We start from the raw sequence: 20359 nt of genomic DNA on the forward strand, positions 1-20359 counted from the left end.
CCTCAAGCTATGGCGTAGCGACGGTCGATGAGATCGACGATCCGCGCGACGACATAGACGATGAGCATGTAGAGCACGGCGGCGACGCCGAAGATCTCGAACGGCTTGTAGGTCGAGCCGATGTAGCGCTGTGCCGTGTAGGTGAGCTCGACGACCGAGATCGTCGAGACCAGCGCCGAACCCTTGACCAGAGCGACCGCATTGACGCCGAGAGGCCGGATCATCAATCGTGCCGCCTGCGGCAACACGACCTTGCGCATCGTCTGGAACCGGCTGAAGCCGATCGAGCGGGCAGCCTCGGTCTGACCGCGGTCAACAGACAGGATCGCGCCGCGGATGGCTTCCGCCATATAGGCGCCGATGTTGAGCCCGAGACCGATCACGCCTGCGGCAAACGGCTCGAGATTGATGCCGATCTGCGGTCCACCGAAATAGAGGACGAACAGCTGGATCAGGCACGGCGTGCCGCGAAACAGGCTGACATAGGCAGAACCAAAGATGCGCAAAGGCAAAGAGCGCGACATCTTTGCCGCCGCCACGAGAAAGGCGACGATGAGCCCGAGGGCCAGCGAAAGCGCCGATATCTCGATCGTGATCCACGCCGCTTCCACGAAGAACGGGAAGACGCGCTGCACCAGCGAAAAGTCCATGAGGAAACTCCGGGGGGAGGATGCGACGGTCTCCGGCCGCGACCGTCAGCGGGCGGCCGGAAACGAGGCTAGGCTAGGATCAGCGAATGTCGCTGCCGACCCATTCCATGGCGATCTTCTCGTAGGAGCCGTCCGCCAGCATACCTTCGAGCGCCTTCTGCATGGCAGCCTTCAGTTCCGGATTGTTCTTGCGGATGGCAATGCCGATGGCGACGCTGCCGCCTTCGATATCAGGGGTTTCGAGACGACGGACCTTTTCGCCGGTTTCCTTGACGGCGACCATGACGGGAATGTTGTCGACGACAATCGCATCGACCCGGCCGCTTTTGAGTTCCATCATCAGCTCGGGCAGGCCCTTGTAGGTGCGCACGTCCCAGCCGCCCTGTTCGCGGGCCCATTTTTCGTGGGTTTCGCCGAGGGTGACGCCGAGCGTCTTGCCCTTGAGGTCTTCAAGCTTATCAACAGCAGAGTCTTCCGAAACGAAGACGGCGCGGCCGGCGTGATAATATGGGCCGACGAAATCGACGACCTTCTCGCGCTCCGGCGTGATGGTCATTGAGCCGACGACCGTGTCGTATTTGTTGGCAAGAAGGCCGGCAATGATGCCGTCCCATGCCGTCGTCACCAGCGTGCCCTTGACGCCGACACGTTCGGCAATCGCCTTGCCGATCGAAGCATCGAAGCCAACGACCTCGTTCTGTTCGTTGACGAAGTTGAAGGGCGGGTACTGTCCGCTCATCGCGATCTTGAGTTCGCCTGCCGACTTCACGGCTTCAAGATCATCGGCGCGCGCCGAAACGGCCGAGAAGGTTGCGGCAATGGTCAGCGTAGCGGCCAAAAGGCCGGAGAAAATGGTCTTCATGAAATGTTCCTTGCTCCTCTGGACGAATGCGCCTTCTCGTGCGCTTGGGACGGGCATCGAGGCGCCTTCCGAATTTCATGATTGCCTTTGCATCAGCATTGCGCAAATAGATAATGGGAATAGAAGGCATAGATTTCAGGAATGGTAACACCACGATCCGAACGGCTCGTCTGGGAGCTCGACTGGAACCTTTTGCGCACCTTCGTGGTGATCGCGGAGGTCAAAAGCATCACGCGTGCGGCGGAGCGTCTGAACCTGAAACAACCGAGCGTCAGCAATGCGTTGAAGCGGCTGGAGGACCGGGTTGGGCGCAGGCTCGTGGAGCGCGATGCGACCCGATTCGACCTCACGGAAGTCGGACAACTTCTCTACGAGCAGGCGGTCGAGGTCTTCGGCACCATATCGCAGCTGCCGCAACTGGTGCGCGGCGTCAGCGACGACGTGACCGGGCACGTGACGATCGCCGTCGCCAGCCACGTGATCTCGCCGATCTTCGATCGGGCGCTGATGGAGTTTCACCGCGACTATCCGCGTGCGACGCTCAACATCTCGGTGGCCGCAAGCGGCGAAGTCACCCGCCAGGTGCGGGAGAAGCGCGCATCCTTCGGCCTCTGCCTCGTCAGCGTGCGCGACCCGGCGCTGGACTATCTGCTGGTCTTCCGTGAGTTCTTCGGCTTCTTCTGCGGTCCGCACCACCGGCTGTTCGGCAAACAGGGGCTGAAACTCGCCGACCTCAAGGGCGAGACCTCGGTGTCGTTCCACACCGATCACATCGCCGACGCCTTGCGGCCGGTGGCACTTCTGCGCAGCGAGGCCAAACTGAATGCCAACGTCGTCGGCGTCTCCTCCAGTCTCGAAGAGGTCCGCCGGATGATCATCGCCGGCCTTGGCGTTGGCCCCTTGCCGCTGCACGTGGCGCGTCGCGATGTCGCCGATGGTGCGCTCTGGCGGCTGCCTCCTTACGAGGCGCCCCCTGCCATCGACATCTTCCTGCTGACAAACCCCGACAAGGCGTTGAACCGCGCGGAAAAGGCGCTTCTTGCCGGCCTACAGACGCTCATCACCGAAACCCCGGTCGAAGAACGGATCTATGCGGACTAAGGGCGCGCGGGATCGCGACAGATCACGCTGGAAGCAGCGCCTCCGCGCGGGCGCGGGCCGCCGGCTCCAGCGTCATGGCGGTGCGCGCCGAAAGATCGAAGCGAACCGTCACGGTTCGGTTGACGGCATGAACGACATCGTCGAGCGTCCCTGACATGATCTGCTCGAAGGTTACCGAGGAGCGGCCGAGCTTGACGACCCGCGAGCGGATGGTGATCAGCGTGCCGGCTTTGGTTTCGTGCTTGTATTCCGTTTCCGACCGGACATCGGCCCACCCCCTGGCCTTCTCGCCTTCAACTTCCAGCCCAGCGATATGACCGAGCAACTGGAAGCTGGCATCATCGAACATCGCCGCATAATGGCGCACGTTCATGTGCCCCATCGTGTCACACATCCACGGATGGGCAACGCCGACATAGGTGGTCAAAGGCTGGCTCGACATGCTGGACCTCGCGGAAGGATATGCGTGAAGATTCGCCCGAGAGATAGCGGATGACGAAGCCGCCTGTCCATCGGCGCCGCGATCGACGCATTTGCCGCGGGCACAGATGCGTTTCGAAATATCGGTGGGTAAGCGGGGAGCGGCGGAGCACGCCCACTAGGCGCTTGCCCGTGACGTCCCTAGGCTGCCGACCAAATTTGTAAGGAGGCGTGATCGTGAAAGTCTATTTGGCGGGCCCTGAAGTGTTCCTGAGCAATGCCGTGGAAATCCAGGCCGAGAAAGCAGCGCTGGCACGCGCGGCCGGCTTTACGCCGCTGGTACCGGGCGACCTGGAAATCCCGCCGGCCGAGACCAAGCATGCCCGCGGCCGCGCGATCTACGGTGTCGACGAAGGCATGATGCTGGCCAGCGACATGATCATCGCCAACCTGACGCCATTTCGCGGCATCAGCGCCGATGTCGGCACCGTTTTCGAGCTTGGCTTCATGTGCGGCCGCGGCCGGCACGTCTATGCCTATACCAACACCGCGCGCAGCTATTACGACCGTATCCTGCACGGCCACTACGGCGGCAAGGCCGCCGCGCGGGCGGATGGCCGCATGGCCGGGCCGGACGGGGTCAGCATCGAGGATTTCGACATGGCCGACAATCTGATGCTCGATGGCGGCATCCTGGCGCGCGGCGGAACCTTCGTGAAGCGCGAAGTGGCGGAAGCCGACCGTCTGACAGACCTTGAGGCCTTCAAGGAATGCCTGGCGATTGCCGCCAAGCAACACCTCGCTTAGGCGATCACTTCCGTCAATCGACCGGGCAAGGCCAATTGCTGGGCATTGTCAGCCCTTGCGGCAACTTGGTCGCGCTGTCGCCGCATGTCAGGTTGATCTGTTCCTGCTCAAGCCCGGTCGCGGCCGACAGATCCACGCCTTCGATCCGCGTCAGGAACATGAAGGCATCGGTGAAATCGAGCGGGCCTTCAAAGGTAGAACCGCTGAAAGTGGCACGCGACAGATTGGCCATCGGGAAGCGCGTGCCCGTGATCACTGCTTTGTCGAAATTGGCGCGCCCGAGCTCGGCCTTCTCGAAGTCGGCTCCGGTCAACTTGGCGCCGCTGAAATTGGTTCGCTGCAGTTCGGAACTGTTGAAGGAGGCGCCCTCCGCCGAGATTCCGGCAAAACTGCTGCGGTAGGCTTCGACCTTGGCAAAATTCGCCTTGTCAGCCCTGGCTCCGGCCAGGGACGAGCGGACCAGCGTCGCCTTCTCCAGGTTTGCTGCCGTGAGATTGGCGCCCCTCAGATCCGTAAGCGTGAAGTCGGTGTTGGCCAGGTTGCCGCCTTCGAGATCGATGCCGCCGAGCATCAGCTGCTTCTTGTTGCAGTCGCTCCAGTCGGCCCCCGGCGCAGACGGTCCTTTGCAATTGGCCGCATAAGCGAGATCAGCCAGACCGAGCGTGAAAAGCAATGCAGACAGTCCGAGGATCGATCGCTTGCCATAAGCGCGAACAGCGCGCTTGAGCCCGGCCGTGCCGCCCCTCTCACCCTCTGCGGTTGCGACGAATGAACGATTGGGCTCTGATTGGGGGATATGCATGGCGCTGCTCCGCGGTCCTTCGGCTGGACCGGTTCTGTTGCATTTCTCGTTTACGCACCTCGGCGGCGAAAACAACCGCTGCAGGAGGGCATCACAGCTTAAGCGTATGACATTGTTGCCCTTCGCGCAAATGACAGCCGCGCGATGTGGCAAACAAGATCTGATACATTCGATGCCGTCGCAGCAACCTTTGCGTCGAAGTCACCACTTGGTTGGCCGCGGTTGCTCGATCGTGAAGGCAGCGCCTCAGGCAGCGTTTACGCCAAACCAGGCAAACGCTGCCACAGCCAAGAGTGCAATCCAACCGGGATGCCGTCCCTTGGTGCCGACGAGAACGAGCAAGCCACCGCCGACGTTGGCAAAGACAATGGCCGTGACGACAAGCACAGTTGTTGAAGCAGCCTGGGGCGCAAAGGCGAGCTGCAGCAATATGCCGGCGAAAGCCCAGCCAAACACTGTTGCCAGACGCCACGTTGCCCAGAGTATCCCGATAGTCCGCTTCGCAAGCGGCGCTGGTGATGTCGCCGAAACGAAGCTGCCGTTGCGCAGAGGGCGAAAGATCATCACTTCTCCGAGGATGGAGTGGACCAGGCCTGTAACAAGGGCGAGCAGGCCAGCCACAGCGAACATCATTTGCAGAATGCCTCCATGAAGGTGTCGCGTTCATCGATGAGATACGCCAGACGGTGGACAGCATGGACTTTGCGTCAAAAGCCAACAATGAACGATTGATCGTCAAGCACCTGCTGCCAGCGGATGTCGGCGGCCAGCGACGATATGCCATGCAGAACAGGATCAGAGCTTGCCTTACCGTTGATATACATGCAATATCCATACAATCTGTTTTGAGGTGATGCCATGACTGTGGGTGCAACGGAGACGACGTGGCTGCCGGCGATCCGGAAGGCTAATGGACCGCTCTATATCGCCATCGCCGACGCGATCGCCGCCGACATTGCCGAGGGGCGCCTGCCGGAGGGTACACGATTGCCGCCCCAGCGCGCGCTCGCCGGCGCACTTGGCATCGACTTCACCACGGTTAGCCGGGCCTACAACGAGGCGCGTCACCGTGGATTGGTCGAGGGCCGCGTCGGCCAAGGCACTTATGTCAAAGCGCGACGGATGAAGGGCTTGCAGCCGGCAGCCGACGGCCTGGTCGACATGAGCATGAACCTGCCGCCGTTGTTCGACGATGCCGCACTGACGATGCGACTGTGGAGCGACATCGCCAGCCTGCAACGCGAACACGGGCTCGATCTCTTGATGCGCTATCAGGCTGCAGGGGGCGCGCTGCACAACCGGGCCGTTGGCGCTACCTGGCTGCGGCCGCGCCTTGGAAACATCCCGGCCGAGCGAGTGCTGATCTGCGCGGGCGCGCAGAGCGCTCTGGTTGCCACCATCAGCAGCCTTGCCAAGCCCGGCGACACGATCGCGGCCGAGGCCATCGCCTATCCCGGACTACGGGCGCTCGCCGCTCACCTTGGGATCAAAGTCGTCGGTATCCCAATCGACGAAAATGGCATGATACCGGAAGAGCTTGAGACAATCTGCGAATCCAGTAAATTAACAGCGCTCTACTGCAATCCAACTCTCCATAATCCGACCACGGCAACATTGCCGGCGGCGCGGCGCAAGGCAATCGTCGCCATTGCACGCAACCATGGCGTCGCGATCATCGAGGATGACGCCTATGGAGCTATACCGGTCGCCGGTCCACCACCATTGGCATCGCTTGCGCCTGATATCGTCTATCACATCGCGGGCCTTGCCAAGTGCCTGTCGCCCGCGCTCAGGATTGCCTATCTCGTCGTGCCGGATCGCCAGAGCGGCATCCGCCTCGAAGGTGCGATCCGCGCAACGAGCGGCATGGCGCCGCCCTTCAATGGCGCCGTTGCGACGCGCTGGATCGAGGATGGCACGGCCGCCGAGGTCCTTGCCGCCATTCGCCGCGAGGTGACGATCCGGCAGGAAATGGTGTCGCGCCTGCTGCCGCGGGACATCGTGCAGACGGACCCCGAGGGCTTCCATTTGTGGCTGCATCTGCCGCCTCCGTGGACACGCGGCGACTTTGCCAACCGCCTCAGGGCATCGGGCATCAGCGTCGTTACCAGCGATGCGTTTGCAATCGGCTTGGCGCCGGAGGCTGTGCGCCTCGGCCTCGGCGCGGCACGAACGCACGAGGAGCTGCACCGCAGTCTGCTGGCGATCGCCGATCTGCTGCAGCAATCACCGGCCGCATCAAGCCTCGTCGTTTGAAGGTATCGCAAGCAATCGGCGAAATTGTCGCAGCAATGTATGCATACAATAAATTGACAAATGCGGGTTTCAGGCGCCTTAATGCACGCAGGCCTGAGGCGGCACGGACCATTTGGCAGCCGCACCCGGGCAAATCGGCCGGCGCACCGGCAAAGCGCTGCGCCGCGGACGCCTGAAAGGAACGCACATGTCTTCGGATCACGACTGGCCTCCCATTCCTCCCATGCAGACAGGCTTGCGTGGCCGTTGTCCGCGTTGCGGCCAGGGACATCTGTTCGAAGGCTTCCTGAAGATGCGCAAGAAGTGCGAGGTCTGCGATCTCGATTACAGCTTCGCGGACCCTGCCGACGGCCCCGCCTTCTTCGTCATCTGCTTCGGTTGCGTGCCGAGCGTGCTGCTCGGCGTCTGGCTGGAGGTGCAATACAGCGCACCTCTCTGGATGCACCTTCTGGTGACCGGACCGTTCATGTTACTGACCTGCATTCCGCCGCTTCGACCATTGAAAGGCTGGCTGGTCTCAAGCCAGTTCTTCTACAAGGCGGAGGAAGGAAAGCTCGTGCGCAGACAGGTCGAGCCGCCGCTGGCGCCAACGCAGTAGGCGTACTGCCGGGCATTCGGTTCCAATTCGTCAGCCTCCTGGCCGGGCTGAATACCGACATGGCGCGGGCAATGCTCACGCCATGTTTCACTTGCCCCCAATCAGGCTGTGCAATGCCGCTTGGCCCTTTCAGGCTATGACCCGATTTCGCGGCAGTGGATCTTCACCACGAAACGGCTTTGGCGGCATCCGAAGGTGCCGCGCACCCTTCCGCCCCGCCCCTCAATCGCAAATCACTGCACAGCCGGTGTCGGTTCGCCGAGCGAAAGCATCAGGCGGTTCGCCCAGTTGAAGAATGCGGCGCCGTGGATGACGTCGGCGATCTCAAGTTCGTCAAGGCCGGCGGCAGATAGGCGCTCGATATGATCGTCGCCAAAGGTGGGTGGCGTCGCCGTCAGCGCCACCGAGGCAGCAACGATCGCGTTCCAACGTTCGCCGAGATCGGTTTCAACACCTTCATCCAGCAATTTCTGCACGTCGTCACCCCGCTTGGAATGATGCGAAGCGAAGCGCGAGTGCACGGACGCACAGAAGATGCAGCCATTCGACCGTGATGCGGCCGTTGCCGCAAGCTCGCGCTCGGCGCGTGGCAGGCCAGTGCGGGTGTTGTAAAAGATATCCTTGTCCGTCTTCGTGCGGGCTTCGAGAACCGCAGGATCCCGAACGAGCAGGCGGAAATAGGGTGACTTGGCGCGCGACGCCTCCACGAGGCCGGCAAGATGCGCCTCCGTCAGATCGTCTTCCGCAAGCGGTTCAAGCCAAGGTGTCCAGCCGATCTCGGCCTGTGTGAATGCCACCGGGCGACTTTCGATCGCGGGCGTGATGATGTGGTCGGTCATGACAAACTCCTTATGAGGCTCAGGCGGCTGCGCGCCGGGCAGATGCGGCAAGCAGACCGAGGCCGGCGATCACGCGGATCTGGAACGCGACGAATGAAACGAGCTGCGACAGCGTCACGATGCCGTCAGTCGTCCAGCCCGCATCGAGGAGCGCCTGCAGAGCCTTGGGGCTTGCGTCGCGCAGGTGGAAGACGAGCAGATGGGTATGTTCGAGCGCTGCGGCGAGCTTTTCGCCAAGCGCGTCTCGGCCGGCGTCTGAGACGCGGTAGATGGGACCGGATGCGTCCTCAATGCTCAACGGACCGGCCGGGTATCGCCCGTATGGCCCGACGGCCTGGGCTGCGCCGATCTCGGCCTTCAACACCTCTACCAACCAACGGTTCTTTTCGCTCTCCTCCAACGGACTGACATAAAATTCGAAGATGTCCGGTTGCCGGTGTAGTCCAGCAACGAAGCTGGCGATGGCCTGGCGCTCGACCAGCGAAACATCGCCGAGAGTGGCGGGCTCGAAAAGAGCGAGATAGCTCTTCTGCGCCTGCTCGCGCGTCTCCGGCCGCTGGGTGCGAATACGATCGAGCGATGAGCCCGGCTTGATGCCGGCGAGCAGGTCAATGATATCGGGTGTCGATGTGGTCACGTGAAGTCTCCTTCCTTGAATTGAGCGGCGCCGCTGGCGTCCAAACTGTCAGCCGACGGCTCCGAGCCGTCGGGGGGCAAATTTCTCTTCCGGTGCCCACCCGAGCGCCGGCGCGACCTTGCTCGCGATCAGCTCTATGGAGCGCAGGATCAGCGGGTGTGGCGGATCGATGGAGTGAACCTGGAAGACGAGGTCTGTGACCCGATCGAGTGTCGTATCCGCACGCAGGCTTTCGATCACGTCATCGGGTGTGCCCACATGGACGTCGAAGGCCGCGATCAGATCGGCGAGCGAGCTGCCCGTCGGCTTGTGACCTGATGCAATCAAGCGCTCCGCGCCACGGCGCAAACCAATCTCGGCCAGGCGCAACGCCTCGTCGCGGCTGTCAGCCACGAAGAGGCTGCGGGATCCCAGAATTTTCGGGGTGCGACCTGCCGGCAACGCCGCGAGATAGGCATCTATGATCGGGTTCTGCAGTTCGCCGAGCGAGGCAGTCGGGCGGTCGGCGGACCGAGGCTGGGTGCGCGACAACATCAAGCCGTCGCCGGCGCGCCCTGCCCGCTCGCCGCCCGCGACAGAGAACGTCGCCTGCCAGATCCGGTCAAGCAGTTGCGGTGCAGTCGGATAAAGCTGGTCGCCGCCCGCAAGGCTGCGCCCGGCCCACGCGTCGAGAACGACGCGCAGGTGCCGGCTGAAAATATCGCCGCGCTCTGCACTCTCAAGGCCGAACGCCGTGAAGGACGACGGTGTGCCGCCGGTGCCGAAGCCGATCTCGACACGCCCGCAAGAGAGAAGGTCGAGGACCGCCGCGTCCTCGGCAACCCGGATCGGGTTTTCGAGTGGCAGGGTGATGACGCCGGTGCCGAGCCGGATACGCGAGGTCTGCGCGGCGACATGCGCCAGGAAGACGAGCGGCGCCGGCAGGCCACCCTCGTCGGCATGGAAGTGATGCTGGGCCACCCAGGCGGTATCGAAGCCGAAACGCTCGGCGGTGGCGATCTGCTCTGCCGCATAGTGATAGCGCGCGCCGGCGGGGACGTCGTCGAGGAGACGTGTAAAGAACCCGAGGCGCTTGCGTGGCGTCGTCTTTGTCATTTTTTGTCCTGTCATTCATTCCCGCGTCGTCAGACGAGGGCTGCTCTTTTTTGTCCGGGGATAGCGTTGATGAGTTCGCGGGTGTAGTCGCTGCCCGGGCGCTCGAAGACGTCCTCGACCGTTCCGCCATCGACCAGCCGGCCGTCCTTCAGCACGGACACCGTGTCCGAGATCTGCCGCACGACTGCGAGGTCGTGGGACACGAACAGGTAGGTCAGCCCGAGATCGCGCTGGAGTTCATCGAGAAGATCGAGGATGCGGGCCTGCACCGTCACATCGAGGGCGGAGACCGCTTCGTCGAGAACCACGACGTCAGGATCGAGCACCAGCGCTCGGGCGATCGCCACGCGTTGTCGCTGGCCGCCCGAAAGCGCATGCGGGCGCCGGTCAAGCGCGGTTTCAGGCAGACCGACGCGTCTGAGGATCGCCCTTACCTTTTCCTCGCGCGCTGGCCGGGCCAGCTTGGCAAAATTCAGAAGCGGTTCGGCAACGATGTCGAACACCGTCTGACGCGGATCGAGCGAGCCATACGGATTTTGATAGACCAGCTGGATCTTGCGTCGGAACTGGCGCAGCGTCTCCCCGCGAAGCGTCGAGAGATCGGTGCCATCGATCTCGATGCGACCCGCGGTCGGCTTCTGAAACCCGACAATCGCCCGGATGGTGGTGGTCTTGCCGGAGCCGGATTCGCCGACGATGGCATGGGTTGTGCCTCGACGGACCCGGAAGCTTAAGTCATCGACGGCACGAAACGATTTGCCGTTACCATCCGTCCGCACGAAGTCCTGCACAAGGCCATCGACAATGATGACGTCATCGCCGGATGCCTGAGGCTTTTCGCGCGCGGTCGCCGGCGCTTTGCGCGCAACGGCCGAGAACGACGGCGCATCGGCCAACAGCTGTCGGGTGTAGGCAGACCGCGGTGCGGCAAGCACCACCTTGGTCGCTCCCGCTTCCTGAACACGCCCGTCTTGCAGGACGACGAGCCGGTCGGCGCGATCAGCGGCCACGCCGAGATCATGGGTTACGAGCAGGACCGACGTGCCGAATTCGGTACGCAATTCGTCGATCAGGTCGAGGATGCGCTTCTGAACCGTGACGTCGAGCGCGCTTGTCGGTTCATCGGCGATGATGAGCTGCGGCTTCAACGCAACGGCGATCGCAATCAGCACGCGCTGGCGCATACCACCCGAAAGCTCGTGCGGATATTGTCGCGCCCGGAGTGCGGGCTCGCTCAACCCGACGCGCTCCAGAAGCAAAATCACCTGAGCCTCCAGGTCCCGACCGCTTGCGACACCATGGATTCGGAGGATTTCACCGACCTGCGCGCCGATCGTCTTGACGGGATTGAGCGAGCTTGCCGGATCCTGCGGCACCAGACTGATCTTTGCCCCACGCACCGCATCGAGTTGGCGATCCGACCAGCGCGAGATGTCCGTGCCGTTGAGCCTGATGCTGCCGCCATCGATGCGACCATTGGTATGGAGCAAGCCGATGATCGACTGCGCCGTCGTTGTCTTGCCGGAGCCGGACTCGCCGACCAGCGCTACGACCTCACCGGGATCGATCCGGAACGAGACGTCGTGCACGACGCGGCGATGCGCAACGCCGTCATGATAGCCGATCGACAGGTTCTCGACCTCGAGCACCGGCGGGTGGGGAACGTTGGAGCCGCTCATGCTGCCACCTTGCCGAAGGATTGGCTGACGCGGTTTGCAGCCAGAACCACCAGAACGACGATGACCCCGGGTGCCGTGGTCAGCCACCAGGCCGTCGAGATGTAGTTGCGGCCTTCGGCAATCAGCAAGCCCCACTCCGGCGTCGGTGGCGGAGCGCCATAGCCCAGGAACCCGAGCGTCGAGATCTGCAGCACGGCCGACCCGAACTGCAATGCCGCAATAGCCAGAACCGAGGTCAGGGAGTTCGGCAGCACGTGCCGCCAGAGGACCGCAGCGAATGTGCCGCCGCTGCCAAAAGCTGCCTCGACATAGTCGCTGCGCCGGACGCGAACGACCTCCGAACGCGACAGACGGGCAAAGCGCGCAACCGAGGTCACGCCAACGGCAATGGCCGCATTGACCGTACCGAAGCCGAGCAGGATGATGATGCTGAGCGAAAGCATGAGCGGCGGTATCGACAGCAAGACATCGACGAGACGCATGATCGCATCGTCAACCCGGCGCCGGACCGATCCTGCTATGACCCCAATGGTGGTGCCGACGACAAGACCGAGCGCCACAGCGACAAAAGCACCGGTCAGCGAATGCACCGCGCCGTAGACAATGCGGGCGTAAAGATCGCGCCCGAGCGCATCGGTACCAAGCAGATGGCTGGCATCGGGCCGGCGCAACTGTTCGCCACCGACCCCTTCGAGCGGATTGTAGCTGGTGAAAAGCCACGGAGCGACGGCCCAAAGGAAGGCGATGGCAAGAACCAGCCAGGACAATGCGAGGCCCACTGGCAACCGTCGGACGAAATGGGGGAGCGAGAAGCGCCCGCCCGCCCGCTGTCCATGCCTAGACGCGATGGCGTCGTCCTGGATCGTATCGAACGTGGTCATGCGGTGGCTCCTGCTTTTGTACGAAGGCGGGGATCGAGCACAGGAAAGAGCAGATCCACGATGAGATTGATGGTGACGAAGGCGAGTGCCGAGAACACAACGATTGCCTGAAGCACGGCGGCATCCTGACTGCCGACGGCCCTTCCCGTGAGGCCGCCGATGCCATTGAGGCCGAAGACCGTTTCGGTAACGACCGCCCCGGCGATGAGTTCGCCGAAGAGCACGCCGGCGATCGTCAGCGTCGGCAGCAGCGCGTTCTTCGCCACGTGCCGCCACAGCACCCACTGGCGGGTCGCCCCCTTGGCGCGGGCAACAGCGACGAAGGGCCGTGTCAGCACGTCATCGATGTTGCGCACCAGGACCTGGGCAAGCGGGGCGGAGATCGGCACGGCAAGCGTGATGACCGGCAGAATCAGTTCCTGCCACGGAGCAGGATTGATGACCGGCACGAGCTTCAGCCGGAACGAGAAGATCTGGATCAGCATGATGCCTAACCAGAAGGTCGGGATCGAGATGAAGAGCGACGGCACGGACTGGATCGCGCCGCGCAGCCATGCGAAAGGCGTGAGGCTCGACACGAAGGCGATGACGACGGCAAAGACCGCGGCCAGCAGGAAGCCGAGCGATGCAAGTTTCAGTGTCGCCGGCAGATGAGCGGCAAGCATCGTGCTGACGGGCACGCCCACCTGAACGGAATAGCCGAAATTGCCGGTCAGAAACCGCCCAATCGTCTGGATGTACTGCACCCAGATGGCGCTATCGGCTGCATAGGACGCGCGGATGTCGGCGATCTGCTGCGGGTTGAGCCCAAGTTCCGGGTTTTGGAATTTGATGAGGATGGCATCCCCCGGCATCGCCTGCAGCAGCACGAAGGAAATGGTGAAGGCCGCCCATAGGACGAACAACGCCTGCCCCAGGCGATTGAGCAAATATCCGGACATATGCCGTTCCTCTGCTTGGTGTCATTGCGAAGACCGGCCACGGCAATGCGCGTGGCCGGTTGAACGGCATCAATGTTCAGCTAGCCAGGTGCTGTAGAAGCTCGGGCGGCCGACCGCCTCGAAGGCGATGCCCTGGACGTAAGGCGCACCGGCGAAGGCCTGCGGCTCCTCGAAGATCGGGATCGCATAGGCTTGGTCAATGACGTAGTCCTGAACCTCGCCGGCAATTGCAAACCGCTTCTCACGATCGGGTTCTGCGGTGAGCGCCTCGAGCAGGCCGTTCAGCTTGTCGTCGGCAAAACTCTGGACCTTATCGCTCTGCCCGCCCTTCTGGCGCAGCACGTCTCGGTTCTTCGGGTAGTACTGGCTCTTGATCACGTCAGGATCGGCGCGGCCAACCATCGCCGGAGAAACCGGTGTCTTGAGCGGATCGAGATCGTCGACGACCCGGCTGCCGCTGTCGCCCGCAAGTACTGTCAGCTTGACGCCGAGCTTGCCCCATTGCTGTGCAACGAGCTGCAAGGTTTCCTTGTTCTGCGGCTGTGGCAGAGATTCGTACGCCGTCAGCACCAATTCCTTGCCGTCTTTCTGCCGCAGGCCATTGGCGCCGACCGTCCAGCCGGCCTCTTCGAGAAGTGCCTTTGCCTTTTCCGGATCGAAGGCGAGTTTGGCAGAAATGTCGCGGTAACCGAGCGCCGTCGAGGCGATGATCGATGTCGCCTGCGGGTAATTGGCGGAAAACAGCGTCGTGACGATTTCCTTGGCGTCGGTCGCGTGCAACAGCGCCTTGCGGACCCTGACGTCTGCGACCAGTGGATTGTCGGGACGGAAGACCACGCTGTTGTTCACGCCGCGCGTCGAGGGCGCGTAGATCTGGTAATCCTGGGCCTCGACCTGCTTTTCGTCATAGGCCTGCACCTGGCGGATGAAATCGGCCTGACCGGCAAGCAGCGCGCCGATGCGCACGCTGTCTTCGCCGGTGATGATGTACTTGATGCCATCGAGATAGGCCCTGCCCTGATGCTCCAGCTTTGCCGGACCCCAGGCGTATTCTTCACGCGCCTTCAGGTTCAGCTCCTTGCCGATCGTTTCGCTGTCGACGACAAACGGACCTGAGCCGATGATCTTGGTGGCGTCGCCCAGCTGTTCGAAAGGAAGCGCCAGCGTGCTTGCGGCGACAAGGCCGGAGCCTATGACCGAGGTGCCCTGCAGGAAGCCCGGTGACGGCTTCTTGAAGTAGAACTTGACCGTCTGGGGATCGACGACCTCGCTGCGCTCGTAGTTGTTGATCACCTCCGACACCGGCTGTTTCAGCGCCTTGTTGCCGAGCCCGAAGACATCGTAATTCTTGGCGACGGCTGCCGCATCGAGTGGCGTGCCGTCGGAGAAGGTGACGCCCGGGCGGATCTTGAACGTGTACTCGGTCGCGTCAGCGTTGACCGTCCAGGATTCCGCAATCCAGGGCTCGATTTCGAGCGTCTTCGGATTCTGATAGGTGAGCTTGTCGGTGATCTGATTGAGGATGCCACCGTTCGGATAAAAGCCGCCGGCCGGCGGATAGAGATTGGTATGGGCCTGCTGCTCGAGATAGATCAGCGTTCCGCCCTTGACCGGGTCGCTAGCAAAAGCGCCAGGCAGGAAAAGGCCGGAGGCGGAGATTGCCGCCAGCGTCAGCGCAAGCCGTTTCAGTTTCGTCGTCATGGGAGCCTTCCTTCAAATGTCTGAAGGCTATCGTACGAGGAAGTGTCGGATCATCAACTAAATCTAGTGAATTAATATGCTATATGTTCCGAGCGAATGGAAAGAAGCATCTCCGTCTCCGAGCCGATGGAGATATTTCTCCCGAGGCCGTCTCACTGCCTTCTTTTGCTGGTCTCAAGCGACATGCGGATCAGGGCGTTGAAAGACCGTCTGTTATCGTGGGCGAAACGCTTCACGTGCCATTGACAATTCGGCCCCTATTCATTGAAAACTTTGCCAATTCCTTCCAAGCCCGAGATTGAGATATTCATGACAAATAACAAGGTTCTTGTCGTCGGCGGCGCCGGCTATATCGGCTCGCACACCTGCCTTCAGCTGGCCTCCAAGGGTTTTGAACCCGTGGTCTACGACAACCTGTCGAACGGCCATGAGGAGTTCGTCAAATGGGGCGTTCTGGAAAAGGGCGACATCCGCGACCGCCAACGGCTTGACGAGGTGCTTGCGCGGCACAAGCCGCGGGCGATCCTGCACTTCGCCGCGATGATCGAAGTCGGCGAATCCGTCAAGGATCCGGTCTCCTTCTACGACAACAATGTCATCGGGACCTTGACCCTGCTGTCGGCCGCACTTTCGGCTGGCATCGAGGCTTTCGTGTTTTCGTCCACCTGCGCCACCTATGGCCTGCCGGAAAGCGTGCCGATCGACGAGCAGCACCGCCAGGCCCCGATCAACCCCTATGGCCGCACCAAATGGGTTTGCGAGCAGGCATTGAAGGACTACGGGCAGTACAAGGGACTGCGCTCGGTCATCCTGCGTTACTTCAATGCCGCTGGTGCCGACCCCGAAGGGCGGATCGGCGAGTGGCACGAGCCTGAGACCCACGCGATCCCGCTCGCGATTGATGCCGCCCTCGGTCGCCGCGATGGCTTCAAGGTCTTCGGCACCGACTACGACACCCGCGACGGGACCTGCGTGCGCGACTACATCCACGTGCTCGACCTTGCCGACGCCCATGTGCGCGCCGTGGAATACCTGCTTGAGGGCGGCGACAGCGTCGAGCTCAATCTTGGCACCGGCACCGGCACGACGGTCAAGGAACTGCTGAACGCCATTACCGAGGTCTCCGGCCGCACCTTCGGCATCGACTATGTCGATCGTCGGGAAGGCGATTCGACCACGCTCGTCGCCAACAACGACAAGGCCCGCGAAGTGCTCGGCTGGGAGCCGCAGTATGACCTGGCGGCGATCACGCGCACGGCCTGGAACTGGCATTCCCGCCGCAACCAAGGCGCCTGAGATCAGGCACCTCGACGAACCGCATCCTGGCCTAGACAGCTAGGATGCCGGACGTACCCGGTTCAGGGGCAATCTGGAGCGGGTACGTCGCGTGAGCGGACGCTCGATGATGAAATACGCGGCAATGCCGGCCAGCGTGCCGGTCACGAGCGCGACAAGCAGTGTCAGCGCTGAGTTCAAGCCGACCATCGCCGCGGTCTTGACGACGACCGATATCGCGAAGGTGTGCCACAGGTAGATCGAATAGGAGGCATCTCCGAGCAAGGTCGGCAATGTCCATTTTCGGAACCAACCGTCGGATTCAAGCGCAAGGGTGCCGGTGACCAGCATGACTGCCAGCGGGCCCAATATCCTTTCGTCAAACGGCAGGCGCAGGACGGCAAGGCCCGCGAGCCCCAGGAATGAACCGACGACAAGCACGATGCCGACACGTGGGCCGGCAATCCGGCCCCGCAGCCAAAACTCGGCGACAATCATGCCAGCCACGAACTCGAGGATGACGGGGCGCGTATAGGTCAAAAACAGCGCGTTCTCCGTATCGATGGCAAGCCCAAGCAGGACCAGCGAAACGAACACCACCGCCATCGCCGGCAGCCGACGATGCCTGGGTAGCATCAGGGAGGCGGCGAAGACGACATAGAAGAACATCTCGAAATTCAGCGTCCAGCCCTGCACGAGCACCGGCCAGATTTCGCCGCTGCTCGGCGAGCGTGTCGGGATGAACAGCAGGGACGCGACAACGTGTTCGACCGACAAGACGAGGTTCGGGAAAAGGCCGGCAATACCGCCCCCGATCATCACCATCGTCGCAAGCCAATAAATCGGCGCGATCCGACGAAGTCGTTCCTTAAGGAAAGCAAGTGGTCTTGTCGGACGACGATCGCTGATCACCCACATGATGAAGCCACTGATGACGAAGAAGACATCGACGCCGGCAGCCCCGATCGCGAAGTGGTGGCCCGTCCGCTCGGCCGCGTGAAAGAGCACGACACCGAGCGCGGCAAGCGCGCGCAGATATTGTATGCCGTGGATCGTTTTCATCGGCGTAGCGGTCATCAGAGCCTCAGCTGCGGGTGGTTGCTTGCCAGCACCCTGGCCTCGGCGAGCCGACGCTCGCTGACGACCTGCCGGCCCTGCCTGATCGTCAGCTTTCCGGCTGCAAAGTAGAGCAGGAAAGAGCCGACGTGGTAGGGATTCATGATGTCGATTTCGACGAAGGCCCGCACGAGCAGCAGCATCACCACGCCGAACAGAACGGAGGATTCCACGTGGTGGTCATAGGTGAGCAGCCGCTTGATATGGCCGAAGACGGTCACCAGGAGCACGGTGCAAAGCAGCACGAGCCCGATCGCGCCGGTCTCCACCATCGCCTCGATGAAGGTGTTGTGGAAGTGGAAGCCCGAGCGGGTCGCGATGAAGAATTCTTCCCACAACCGCTCCGGTTCGGAAAAACCCTGGACCCAATAGGCCTGGTAACCCACACCGACGACAGGTGAAGAGAGCGCAGCCTCAATGCCCTGCCGCCAGAGATAGGTTCGCCCGGTCAGCGTGGAGTCCTTGCCGAAGAGGCCGAGAATGAGGTCGACGCCGCCACCGTAGACCGCGGCAATGGCAGTGACCCCGCCCACGACGATGGCGGCGAGAAACAGCCCCTTGCGATGGCTGGGCGACAGCATGCCCACGGCGCGCATGCCGAGCCAGCAACAGACGATAGCGACGGCCGTCAGAACCGATGTCGCCGATTGCGAGGCAAACAGCGAATAGGCCGATATCAGCCCGACGGCTCCTGCGGCTCCGAGCCAAAACCCGCGCTCCCCAAGCGCAACAGGCGCGATGAAGGCAAAGTAGATCCCGAGAGACGCATAGAACCCGAGCTGGTTCTTCGAAGCAAAGGCACCGACGAAACTATAGGTGCCGTCAAGCGGATCCAAGTGGTAGACGCCAAACAGCAACGAATAGACGAGCACGATACCGACCCCCGCCAGCGCGCCGCGCACGAGCGTGCGGATGTCGATCGTGCGCATGACGATCAGGGCGCAGACGACATGGGAGAGGTACTGCACCCCCGTCCTTGCCGTCATCCCCGGCGCTGCCGACCAGAACACCGACAGGCAGGCAAAGACCGCAAAGGCGAGGATCCAGATACATCTGCCGTAATTGCCGAGCACCCTTCGATAATCGACGAGGACCAGTGGCAGCCACAGCGCGTAATAGACCAGGATTGACGCCTGCCCGAACCGCGCGGAATAGGCGAAGACGAAGAACGATATTGCCAGCGCAAACGTACCGTAGGCCTGGTTTTCACCCGGAGAAACGAGGCTTGCCTTGGAAATTTTCATCGTGATCCTTCAAAGCATTTCTCGATTAATAGGCATCCGAGAAACGCTCTATTTTGTTCTCAAGCGCTTCCTGATGGTCCCGCGCTCCGCACTTCTCCCCGAAGCGCGCTAACGCATCGCGACGTTGGCTTCGATCTTGATCACGTCGCCCGGCTGAACCGGCGTCTTCTCATCGGCCGCAATCTCGACAGCCTTGCCTTCCTTCTCGCGGACGATCGAATAGCTGATCACAGCCTCCGACCCGTTGTCCTTGGTCTGCGCCGCCTCGGCCGATTGCAGCAGCGCCTCGGTCATCAGGTCACGGCTGGTCCCGAGCTTGATCGCCAAGGTGTCGAGTTCGGCATCGGTGTTCTGCAGGTCCTGGGCGAGCTGGGCGTCCCAGTCGTTGCGCAGGTTGGTGTCATCCTGCGTCGCCTTGCTGACGTCCTGTTTCGCCTTCAGAGACGCGGTGTCGATATCGAGGACGGCCCCTTGCAACTCGGCGACGCGCTGCTCAAGAGCGAGCTTTCGCGCAGCCAGTGCCAGTCCCTTTTCGGCAAGGCCTTCGATCTTGTCCCTGTCCTCGATCACCAGGTCCAATTGGCGGTTCTGGGTCTCGGACTTTTTCGCCAGCGCCTCGATCTCGTTTTCGAGCAGGGATTTGAGATCGGCCAGCGATGCCAGCTGACGCTTCTGCCTCTTGTCGCGCGATACCATCAGTGCCGTCTCGCTTTCGAGCAGGCCGGCGACGTCGGCGGCGTCCTTTAATTCCTTCGGCAGTTCGATCTTGTCCTTGCCGGCGATCTCCGCCTGCAGGCGCGCGCGCCGGATCAGGAGCCGGTTGCGCTCGGAGACCTGCACGCTCGAATCTCCGCGGGCATTGATGTAGTCGCGGGCGAAACGCTGGCCGCTTTCGGAACGTCTCAAGCCGCCACCGAGGCTGACGGCCTTCAACACCGTCAGGTTCGGCGCATAGGGGTACTCACCGGGCTTCTGAATCTCGCCTGACAGATAGACCGGGCGATACTGGGCAAGTTCGACCGAGGCCGATGGCCGGTCGCGCAGACCGAACAGCGTCTGCATCTTGACGCCGATCGCCTCGCTCATCTCGGCAGTCGTCTTGCCTGCTGCCGGCAAGTCGCCAATGAAGGGGATGGAGACCATGCCGGATGCACCGACGGTATAGTCGCCGCTGACCACGGACCAGTCGCGCACCGCGCCTTCGGCGGTTTGCCATTCGGCAACGCGGATCTTCAGCTTGTCCATGACGCCGAGATGGTATTCGTCGGCATGAGCCGGCAGCGTGCCGAACACGGTTATGGCCGCAAGCATGGCGGCCTTGAGAGAATATGGCTTTCGCAGGGAGATCAGGGATCTCCCGTTGGCAATTTGATGTGTCATTGCGGTTTCCCGGTTGCTGGTCGCGCGCTCCGGCGTCCAACGACCGAGGTCGTCAGGCTCCGTGGCGCAGCGTTG

Annotated in this window: 20 protein-coding genes; 5 read left to right on the forward strand and 15 right to left on the reverse strand. The window is 62.2% G+C overall.

Going from position 1 to position 20359, the window contains the following annotated elements; all coding sequences use genetic code 11:
* Window positions 1-2 precede the first annotated feature (2 nt).
* Entirely contained in the window at window positions 3-650 is a 648-nt protein-coding gene (locus AC1Q80_RS14830; RefSeq protein ID WP_209792489.1) for an amino acid ABC transporter permease, read from the reverse strand.
* Window positions 651-729: 79 nt separating this feature from the next.
* Window positions 730-1512, reverse strand: coding sequence for an ABC transporter substrate-binding protein (locus tag AC1Q80_RS14835; RefSeq protein WP_173422152.1), 783 nt, complete (start codon window positions 1510-1512; stop codon window positions 730-732).
* A 141-nt stretch (window positions 1513-1653) separates the two neighbouring features.
* Here AC1Q80_RS14835 and AC1Q80_RS14840 point away from each other — a divergent pair, with 141 nt between their 5' ends.
* Window positions 1654-2613, forward strand: coding sequence for a LysR family transcriptional regulator (locus AC1Q80_RS14840; RefSeq protein ID WP_492360896.1), 960 nt, complete (start codon window positions 1654-1656; stop codon window positions 2611-2613).
* A 22-nt stretch (window positions 2614-2635) separates the two neighbouring features.
* On the opposite strand, the gene AC1Q80_RS14845 is transcribed toward AC1Q80_RS14840, so the two are convergent.
* Window positions 2636-3055 carry an acyl-CoA thioesterase gene (locus tag AC1Q80_RS14845; RefSeq protein WP_173422154.1) on the reverse strand — a complete coding sequence of 140 codons (420 nt, stop codon included), beginning with the start codon at window positions 3053-3055 and terminating at the stop codon, window positions 2636-2638.
* A 209-nt stretch (window positions 3056-3264) separates the two neighbouring features.
* Between AC1Q80_RS14845 and AC1Q80_RS14850 the strand changes: the two genes are divergently transcribed.
* The gene (locus AC1Q80_RS14850; protein WP_209792482.1) at window positions 3265-3840 is read left to right on the forward strand and encodes a nucleoside 2-deoxyribosyltransferase; all 576 of its coding nucleotides are present in this window, start codon (window positions 3265-3267) and stop codon (window positions 3838-3840) included.
* Between the two features lie 13 nt (window positions 3841-3853).
* Here AC1Q80_RS14850 and AC1Q80_RS14855 read toward each other — a convergent pair whose 3' ends face one another.
* Window positions 3854-4642: a pentapeptide repeat-containing protein gene (locus tag AC1Q80_RS14855; RefSeq protein ID WP_492360897.1), complete on the reverse strand. Its 789-nt coding sequence runs from the start codon at window positions 4640-4642 to the stop codon at window positions 3854-3856.
* A 246-nt stretch (window positions 4643-4888) separates the two neighbouring features.
* Window positions 4889-5275: a hypothetical protein gene (locus tag AC1Q80_RS14860; protein ID WP_492360898.1), complete on the reverse strand. Its 387-nt coding sequence runs from the start codon at window positions 5273-5275 to the stop codon at window positions 4889-4891.
* Window positions 5276-5500: 225 nt separating this feature from the next.
* Here AC1Q80_RS14860 and AC1Q80_RS14865 point away from each other — a divergent pair, with 225 nt between their 5' ends.
* Window positions 5501-6898 (forward strand): aminotransferase-like domain-containing protein, encoded by a 1398-nt coding sequence (locus AC1Q80_RS14865; protein ID WP_492360899.1) that lies wholly within the window; start codon window positions 5501-5503, stop codon window positions 6896-6898.
* 187 nt (window positions 6899-7085) lie between these two features.
* Window positions 7086-7496, forward strand: coding sequence for a DUF983 domain-containing protein (locus AC1Q80_RS14870; protein ID WP_053252046.1), 411 nt, complete (start codon window positions 7086-7088; stop codon window positions 7494-7496).
* Between the two features lie 233 nt (window positions 7497-7729).
* Here the strand turns inward: AC1Q80_RS14870 and AC1Q80_RS14875 are convergent, their stop codons facing one another.
* The 7 genes from AC1Q80_RS14875 to AC1Q80_RS14905 all read right to left on the reverse strand — a co-directional run bounded on the left by AC1Q80_RS14875 (window position 7730) and on the right by AC1Q80_RS14905 (window position 15269).
* Complete coding sequence (locus tag AC1Q80_RS14875) at window positions 7730-8335, reverse strand: alkylhydroperoxidase domain protein (protein ID WP_209792474.1); 606 nt, start codon at window positions 8333-8335, stop codon at window positions 7730-7732.
* Between the two features lie 19 nt (window positions 8336-8354).
* A complete protein-coding gene (locus tag AC1Q80_RS14880; RefSeq protein ID WP_492360900.1) occupies window positions 8355-8972 on the reverse strand; it encodes a CMD domain protein in 618 nt (205 codons plus the stop codon).
* Window positions 8973-9020: 48 nt separating this feature from the next.
* Window positions 9021-10067: a putative FMN-dependent luciferase-like monooxygenase gene (locus tag AC1Q80_RS14885; RefSeq protein WP_492360901.1), complete on the reverse strand. Its 1047-nt coding sequence runs from the start codon at window positions 10065-10067 to the stop codon at window positions 9021-9023.
* A gap of 29 nt (window positions 10068-10096) precedes the next feature.
* Window positions 10097-11746 carry a dipeptide ABC transporter ATP-binding protein gene (locus tag AC1Q80_RS14890; RefSeq protein ID WP_492360902.1) on the reverse strand — a complete coding sequence of 550 codons (1650 nt, stop codon included), beginning with the start codon at window positions 11744-11746 and terminating at the stop codon, window positions 10097-10099.
* Window positions 11743-12627, reverse strand: a complete 885-nt coding sequence (locus tag AC1Q80_RS14895; RefSeq protein WP_492360903.1) for an ABC transporter permease — start codon at window positions 12625-12627, stop codon at window positions 11743-11745. Before AC1Q80_RS14895 ends, AC1Q80_RS14890 begins: the two co-directional genes overlap by 4 nt.
* Entirely contained in the window at window positions 12624-13568 is a 945-nt protein-coding gene (locus AC1Q80_RS14900) for an ABC transporter permease (RefSeq protein ID WP_492360904.1), read from the reverse strand. The genes AC1Q80_RS14895 and AC1Q80_RS14900 overlap by 4 nt, the downstream gene beginning before the upstream one ends.
* Before the next feature lie 69 nt (window positions 13569-13637).
* A complete protein-coding gene (locus AC1Q80_RS14905) occupies window positions 13638-15269 on the reverse strand; it encodes a TIGR04028 family ABC transporter substrate-binding protein (protein WP_492360905.1) in 1632 nt (543 codons plus the stop codon).
* Window positions 15270-15578: 309 nt separating this feature from the next.
* Between AC1Q80_RS14905 and galE the strand changes: the two genes are divergently transcribed.
* The gene (gene galE, locus AC1Q80_RS14910; protein WP_077498969.1) at window positions 15579-16565 is read left to right on the forward strand and encodes a UDP-glucose 4-epimerase GalE; all 987 of its coding nucleotides are present in this window, start codon (window positions 15579-15581) and stop codon (window positions 16563-16565) included.
* Between the two features lie 39 nt (window positions 16566-16604).
* Here the strand turns inward: galE and AC1Q80_RS14915 are convergent, their stop codons facing one another.
* From AC1Q80_RS14915 to AC1Q80_RS14925, 3 genes are all read right to left on the reverse strand, one after another.
* Window positions 16605-17606, reverse strand: coding sequence for an acyltransferase family protein (locus AC1Q80_RS14915; RefSeq protein WP_492361077.1), 1002 nt, complete (start codon window positions 17604-17606; stop codon window positions 16605-16607).
* A gap of 14 nt (window positions 17607-17620) precedes the next feature.
* Window positions 17621-18904, reverse strand: a complete 1284-nt coding sequence (locus tag AC1Q80_RS14920) for an O-antigen ligase family protein (RefSeq protein WP_492360906.1) — start codon at window positions 18902-18904, stop codon at window positions 17621-17623.
* Window positions 18905-19012: 108 nt separating this feature from the next.
* Entirely contained in the window at window positions 19013-20215 is a 1203-nt protein-coding gene (locus AC1Q80_RS14925; RefSeq protein ID WP_492361078.1) for a polysaccharide biosynthesis/export family protein, read from the reverse strand.
* Window positions 20216-20359: the final 144 nt, after the last annotated feature.

The organism is Ensifer sp. GW823-FHT05D09, from assembly GCF_058795755.1.

What these genes read in the sequence shown, in the direction of transcription:
- AC1Q80_RS14920 (WP_492360906.1), bottom strand. Translation starts at nt 18,904, where the DNA reads ATGAAAATTTCCAAGGCAAGCCTCGTTTCTCCGGGTGAAAACCAGGCC.
- AC1Q80_RS14855 (WP_492360897.1), bottom strand. Translation starts at nt 4,642, where the DNA reads ATGCATATCCCCCAATCAGAGCCCAATCGTTCATTCGTCGCAACCGCA.
- AC1Q80_RS14835 (WP_173422152.1), bottom strand. Translation starts at nt 1,512, where the DNA reads ATGAAGACCATTTTCTCCGGCCTTTTGGCCGCTACGCTGACCATTGCC.
- AC1Q80_RS14840 (WP_492360896.1), top strand. Translation starts at nt 1,654, where the DNA reads ATGGTAACACCACGATCCGAACGGCTCGTCTGGGAGCTCGACTGGAAC.
- AC1Q80_RS14870 (WP_053252046.1), top strand. Translation starts at nt 7,086, where the DNA reads ATGTCTTCGGATCACGACTGGCCTCCCATTCCTCCCATGCAGACAGGC.
- AC1Q80_RS14865 (WP_492360899.1), top strand. Translation starts at nt 5,501, where the DNA reads ATGACTGTGGGTGCAACGGAGACGACGTGGCTGCCGGCGATCCGGAAG.
- AC1Q80_RS14925 (WP_492361078.1), bottom strand. Translation starts at nt 20,215, where the DNA reads ATGCTTGCGGCCATAACCGTGTTCGGCACGCTGCCGGCTCATGCCGAC.
- AC1Q80_RS14860 (WP_492360898.1), bottom strand. Translation starts at nt 5,275, where the DNA reads ATGATGTTCGCTGTGGCTGGCCTGCTCGCCCTTGTTACAGGCCTGGTC.
- AC1Q80_RS14885 (WP_492360901.1), bottom strand. Translation starts at nt 10,067, where the DNA reads ATGACAAAGACGACGCCACGCAAGCGCCTCGGGTTCTTTACACGTCTC.
- AC1Q80_RS14875 (WP_209792474.1), bottom strand. Translation starts at nt 8,335, where the DNA reads ATGACCGACCACATCATCACGCCCGCGATCGAAAGTCGCCCGGTGGCA.
- AC1Q80_RS14890 (WP_492360902.1), bottom strand. Translation starts at nt 11,746, where the DNA reads ATGAGCGGCTCCAACGTTCCCCACCCGCCGGTGCTCGAGGTCGAGAAC.
- AC1Q80_RS14905 (WP_492360905.1), bottom strand. Translation starts at nt 15,269, where the DNA reads ATGACGACGAAACTGAAACGGCTTGCGCTGACGCTGGCGGCAATCTCC.
- AC1Q80_RS14830 (WP_209792489.1), bottom strand. Translation starts at nt 650, where the DNA reads ATGGACTTTTCGCTGGTGCAGCGCGTCTTCCCGTTCTTCGTGGAAGCG.
- AC1Q80_RS14845 (WP_173422154.1), bottom strand. Translation starts at nt 3,055, where the DNA reads ATGTCGAGCCAGCCTTTGACCACCTATGTCGGCGTTGCCCATCCGTGG.
- AC1Q80_RS14895 (WP_492360903.1), bottom strand. Translation starts at nt 12,627, where the DNA reads ATGACCACGTTCGATACGATCCAGGACGACGCCATCGCGTCTAGGCAT.
- AC1Q80_RS14915 (WP_492361077.1), bottom strand. Translation starts at nt 17,606, where the DNA reads ATGAAAACGATCCACGGCATACAATATCTGCGCGCGCTTGCCGCGCTC.
- galE (WP_077498969.1), top strand. Translation starts at nt 15,579, where the DNA reads ATGACAAATAACAAGGTTCTTGTCGTCGGCGGCGCCGGCTATATCGGC.
- AC1Q80_RS14900 (WP_492360904.1), bottom strand. Translation starts at nt 13,568, where the DNA reads ATGTCCGGATATTTGCTCAATCGCCTGGGGCAGGCGTTGTTCGTCCTA.